The following is a 5,630-nucleotide window of genomic DNA, read 5'->3' as shown; positions in this document are numbered from 1 at the left end:
GTGTCGGAGCGTAGATGCCACTGCTCGGTGCACCGGCGGAAGGCCTCAACTGGGAAGGCCGGTCGAGCGCATTGCCGATCAAGGTCCAGTTGAGCAGGTCCGGACTGCGGTGGATCGGGACTCCGGGTGAGTACTCGAAGCTGGAGCTCGCGATGTAGTAGGCGCCGTCCGCCCGGCAGATCGAAGGGTCGGGATGGAAACCGCTGATGGCTGGTTCTGTCATTTCCTTCTGTCCTTGGAGTGCGCGGCCCGGAGAAGCCTCAGATCAAAATACAGCCACGGAGGTATTTTCAACAGTGCACGCGTGCTAAGGTCATGAAATTACCTTTTAAGCGCGAAATTGAGCGAGTTCGATCGCGGTGGATCGAGAGGAGCAACATGACCGAGGTCCTAGACCCCACGACCCGGGCCGATGCGGTGACGGCAGTCGACGCCTTGACCCTGGAAGAGAAGGCCAGCCTCGGCGGTGGCGCGTCCTTCTGGCAGACCTCGGAGGTGCCCGGCGTCCCGAGCGTCGTGATGACCGACGGCCCGCACGGGGTGCGGCACCAGGGTGCTGCTGGAGACCACCTCGGCTTTGGGGCGAGCGACCCCGCGACGTGCTTTCCGCCGGCCGTGGGGCTTGCTCAGAGTTGGGACCGTGAGCTGGTCGAGCGCGTCGGCGCGGCGCTTGCCGACGAGGCGCAGGCCGCCGGGGTCGGCGTGCTCCTCGGGCCGGGCATCAACATCAAGCGGGACCCCCGCTGCGGGCGCAACTTCGAGTACTTCAGCGAGGACCCGCTGCTCACAGGCACGCTCGGCGCCGCGTGGGTGCGCGGCCTCCAGTCGGGAGGCGTGGGCGCGTCCCTCAAGCACTTCGCCGCGAACAACGCCGAATACGACAGGATGCGGCTGAGCTCCGATGTCGACCGCCGCCCCCTGCGCGAGATCTACTTGCGCGCGTTCGAGCGTGTCGTGCGCGACGCCCAGCCGTGGACGCTCATGTGCTCCTACAACCGGATCAACGGGGTCCTCGCCTCGCAGAACCCCTGGCTGCTCACGACGGTCCTCCGCGAGGAGTGGGGGTTCGAGGGTGCCGTCGTGAGCGACTGGGGTGCCGTCGCGGATCGCGTGGCGGCCGTCGCTGCCGGGCTCGACCTGCAGATGCCGGGAGACACGTTCGAGGCCGACGCCGCTGTGGTCGCCGCAGTCAACGCGGGCACGCTCGAGCAGAGCGCGGTCGATCGGGCCGCGCGCGTCGTCGCCCGCACTGCGCTGCTCGCTCGGGGGGGCAAGCGCGAGGTGACGGTCGACGTCGTCGCCCACCATGCTCTGGCCCGCGAGGCCGCCGGGCGCAGCATTGTGCTGCTCAAGAACGACGACGACGTGCTGCCGCTCGCGGCGACGGGCTCGATCGCGGTGATCGGGCCGTTCGCGGCCACCCCGCGGTATCAGGGCGGCGGCAGCTCGCATGTGAACCCGCACCGGGTGGACAGCCCGCTCGAACAGATCCGCGCCGCCGCCCCCACCGCGGAGATCGTGCACGCGGCGGGCTTCACGACCGGCGGCTCCGGGGACACGCACGCGCTGCAGGCCGGCGCTGTGGACGCGGCGCGCGGCGCGGACGTTGCGGTTGTATTCCTCGGACTGGCGGACAGTGACGAGTCCGAAGGGTTCGACCGTGAGGACATCGAGCTGCCCGCGGAGCAGCTCGCGCTGGTCGAGGCGGTCGCCGCGGTCCAGCCGAGGACCGTCGTCGTGCTCTCCGCCGGTGGCGTCGTGCGGCTGGCTCCGGTGGACGCCGTCGTGCCCGCGATCCTCGGCGGGGCCCTGCTGGGACAGGCTGGGGGAGGCGCGGTCGCGGATGTGCTCTTCGGGGCCATGAACCCCTCCGGCCGCGTCGCCGAAACGGTCCCGCTGCGTCTCGAGGACGTCCCGAGCTTCCCGCATTTCCCGGGCGAGCACCTCCACTCTCGCTACGGCGAAGGCATCTATGTCGGCTACCGCGGCTATGACATGCGGAAGCAGGATGTGCTTTATCCGTTCGGGCATGGCCTCTCTTACACATCGTTCGCGTACGAGAGCCTCACGGTCTCGGCGGATGGCGACCCCGTCATTGCGACGGTGCGCGTGCGGAACATCGGGAAACGGGCTGGCCGCGAGGTCGTTCAGCTCTACGCATCGCTGCCAGCCTCCTCGGTGAGCCGCGCCCCTCAGGAGCTTGTTGGGTTCGGAATCATCGAGCTCGAGCCGGGTGAAGCGGGAGAGGTTTCGGTCCGCATCGAACGCCGCGACCTCGCCTACTGGCACGACCGGCTCGACCGGTGGGTTGTCGAGGGCGGCAGCTACAGGATCGGCGCGGGTGCCTCGAGCCGGGATGTGCGGCTCGAGCAGACCGTGGAGGTCGCGGGCGACGACGTGTTCGTGCCCTTCGACCTCGATTCGACGATCGGCGAGGTGATGGCGAATCCGACGGCGGCGGCGGCGCTCGGCCCGGCCTTCGCCCCGTCCGGCCACACGGCCGGCGACAACGCGCTTGGCATGGATGTGGCCAAGGTGATGGCCTCCATTCCGCTCGGAAGGGCGGTGAAGAGCTTCGGTGGGGGTGGCGAGGACGCCCTCCAGCGCATTCAAGCCCTGCTCGACACCATCAACTCGGAGGCTGGGCGCTCCTGAGCCGCGGCGGTGCCACCGGTAGCTGTACAAGGGAAGAGGCGCGGCTCTGGTCTCTACGCAGAGCCGCGCCTCTTCGTCTCACTGGGCACCGTCCCCGGGAGCCCCCAAGGCACCGAGCTTGCCCGGTACCAGGGCACCCCTGCCCGTTCCCAGAGCCTGCTCTGGGGGCCCAGGCGCTCCCGGTACTCCGACCAGTGGGAGGTCCCCTCTGACCAAGCCGCTTCCGCGATGGCGGGAAGCCTGGGCAGGAGGAGTGCGCCCCGGTCGTCGGCCGAATCCGCAGTCTCGGTCCATAGGGCTGCTTCCACGCCCACGATGCTTCGGGCCGGAATAGCAGGGGTCACTGTCGCCGGATCCCACTCCAGATAGGCGGCCAGAGGGGTCGGCGGGTAGTAGGCGAGACCGAGCCCGCTCTTCTTCGCGTTCTGCTCGTCGTCCAGAGAGACGTCCTGATGCGGCCGATCAAGGTAGGCGTGGCCTGTGGGCGACATGATCACCCTCACGCCCTTGTCGGCGATCCGACGGCCGTCGCCTGCCGCCTTGCGGAAATTGGCCGTGAGCTCCTGCTGGATTGCAGGCGGTATCGGGCCTGGGGCGTCAGCGGCGTCCCGCGCCGCGTCGTCGTCGCCCGCCTCCGCGCCGGAGAAGTCGATCCAGTGTTGGACGATCTGCTCGGCTCCCACGTCTGCTCGGCTGGTCTCCTGCCAGCCGATGACGGTCTTGCCCAGCTCGCCGGCACGGGCGACAGCCCGGTCGACAAACGCTGCATGCGCCGCGTCGTCCATGCCGAATGCCTCGTCGCCGCCGATGTGCACATATGGTCCGGCCGCGGCCGCGGCCAGGGCGGAGACGACGTCGTCCAGGAACCGCCAGGCCTCTTCGGAACCCGGGTCCAGATTGGCCCGGGGGAACGGGCGATCCAGTTCGTCAACGGCGCCCGGGTTCAGCCCGGGATAGGCGCGGAGTGCCGCTCCCGCGTGCCCGGGGAGGTCGATCTCGGGGACGACCGTGATGAAGCGGTCGGCGGAGTACCGGTTCAGCTCTGCCAGATCGTCCAATGTGTAGAAGCGGACCGGCCCGTCGCCCGGCTCGGGCGTGAGCTCTGGCCACCCAGGGACCTGGAGCCGCCACCCCTCGTTGTCGGTGAGATGGAGGTGCAGCACATCGAACTTGTACAGCGCGAGCAGGTCGATGATGCGCCTGACCTCCTCAACAGGCACGAACGAGCGCGCTGTGTCGAGGGAGAGCCCCCGCCAGCCGTACCTGGCTCTATCGATGATCTGCAGCTTCGGTACGGTCTCGGCGCCGGTTCCGATGGCCTGCACGACCGATGTCAGCCCGCGGTAGAGGCCTTCCAGCGACTCGGACTTGACGAGGAAGCCATCGCTGTCGATCGTGAGGGTGTGCGCTCCGGTCGCCGCCGCCGACTCGGGCGAGAGCTCGGCCCATGGGGCGGGCCCCGACAGCTCAATGCGCACACCCACTCGGCCCCGCGTGCCTGATATGCGGGGTCCATCCAGTTCGAGGCCCGTCCAACGGCGCAGATCGCCGAGGAACCGCTCCGCGACGGGCAGCACCGATCCGTGGCTCACGCTGACCTCCCGCAGGGAGGTCAACGTGAGAGTCCCGCCGTGCACGGCGAGGGCCAAGGGGCGTGGGATGAGCGGCAGCTCAGCGGGCCACGGGGCGGACAGCGGGGCCGAGCCGGCGGTCACCGGGCGGTGACTTCGAGGCGGACTTCGGCTGCCGGCAGCCCCTCGGCGGTCGCGGCAACCCGGACCGTGCCCTGTCCTGTCGGCCGGACGATCGCGAGGAGTCGGCCTCGGAACGAGCGGTGCGAGGTTCCGCTGAACGATTCCTCGTTGTCCGGCCGTGCGCTCCCGAGCGCCTGCAGCACGGCCGGCCCCTCGACCGTAACGGTCACTTGGACATCCTCGGTAGTGAGCAGAGTGCCTGACTCGTCCGCGATCTCAATGGGCACATAGAGCAGGGCGCCCGGGTGCAGGGAGACTGACTCCCGCTCAGGACGGAGCCGCAGGCTCGCGTCGCCGCGGCGGGAGGCAATCGCCATGCGCCCGGTCTCCAGTCCTCCGGACCGGCCGACGGCGACGAGCTCGCCCGGCTGGTACTCGACGTCGAACAGAGCGGTGTACCCGTGCTCGGGACCCGCAGGACGATGGCCGAGCGAGCATCCGTCGAGCAGCAGCTCGACCTCCTCATCGGCCGAATACACCTCGACCACAACCTTGGCGCCTTCTTCGGCATCCCATGTCCAGCTGCCCTGGCTGTCGGTCCAGGCCCACCCGCCCCTGAACTGCGCGCGCTGGCCGACGGCCGGGCTTCGGACGGAGATGTACGGCGACGTCCTGAGCCCGAAGACGATCTCGCGGAAGTACGAAGCCGGACGCCGGTAGCCGGTGATGTCAATGTCGCCGCACCACGCGAGTAGCCACGGGTACGGCGCCTCGAGCTCGAGCGACTCGCCTTCGTACCGGGGGCGCCCGATCCCGACCTCGCCGATGTAGTCCCAGCCGGTCCAGGTGAAGTCGCCGATCACACGGGTGTGCTTCAGTACAAGAGGCCAGTTGTGCGCGATCCGGGCAGGGTACGTCTCGCTGCCGACGATGATGCGCCGCGGCCGCTCCACCCCATCGAGCTCGTACCGGGCGTCGCCGTAGTTCATGCCGGCCACGTCGAGAATCCCGAAGGATTCCATGGTGCGCTCAGTCACGAGCGAGGACCGGCTCAGCTGATTCATGCCATCCATTCCACCGCTGGAAGTCATGGCGTCGTTCACACCGTCGAAGCCGCCCCCGTCCGGAGTCCCGGATGCCTCGCCGAAGGCACCTGCGCCCATCATCTTCACCACGTCATCGATCACGGAGACGAAGCCGTTGATCCCGTTGGTGACGAAACGATCGGGGTCGAGCGAGCGTACCTTCTCGGCCATGCGCCGGCCAAGGCTGGCTCCGAAG

Annotated in this window: 4 protein-coding genes; 1 reads left to right on the top strand and 3 read right to left on the bottom strand. The window is 69.0% G+C overall.

Annotation, left to right across the window (positions count from 1 at the left end; translation table 11 throughout):
* The coding region (locus tag LK10_RS21170; RefSeq protein ID WP_156144032.1) for a family 43 glycosylhydrolase at positions 1-223 on the bottom strand (223 nt) is incomplete at its 3' end.
* 155 nt (positions 224-378) lie between these two features.
* Here LK10_RS21170 and LK10_RS04425 point away from each other — a divergent pair.
* Positions 379-2,655, top strand: a complete 2,277-nt coding sequence (locus tag LK10_RS04425; RefSeq protein ID WP_052206951.1) for a glycoside hydrolase family 3 C-terminal domain-containing protein — start codon at positions 379-381, stop codon at positions 2,653-2,655.
* Between the two features lie 53 nt (positions 2,656-2,708).
* Here the strand turns inward: LK10_RS04425 and LK10_RS04420 are convergent, their stop codons facing one another.
* On the bottom strand, positions 2,709-4,370 hold the full coding sequence (locus LK10_RS04420; RefSeq protein ID WP_052206950.1) for a family 20 glycosylhydrolase: 1,662 nt from the start codon (positions 4,368-4,370) through the stop codon (positions 2,709-2,711).
* Positions 4,367-5,630, bottom strand: a 1,264-nt coding sequence (locus LK10_RS04415) for a DUF4982 domain-containing protein (protein ID WP_043120484.1), incomplete at its 5' end; no start/stop codon positions are given. The genes LK10_RS04420 and LK10_RS04415, both read right to left, overlap by 4 nt.

This window comes from Sinomonas humi, assembly GCF_000802235.1.
GTDB lineage: Bacteria > Actinomycetota > Actinomycetes > Actinomycetales > Micrococcaceae > Sinomonas > Sinomonas humi.
The sequence above is the reverse complement of the archived record's forward strand: the minus strand, read 5'-3'. Positions and strand labels throughout refer to the sequence as shown.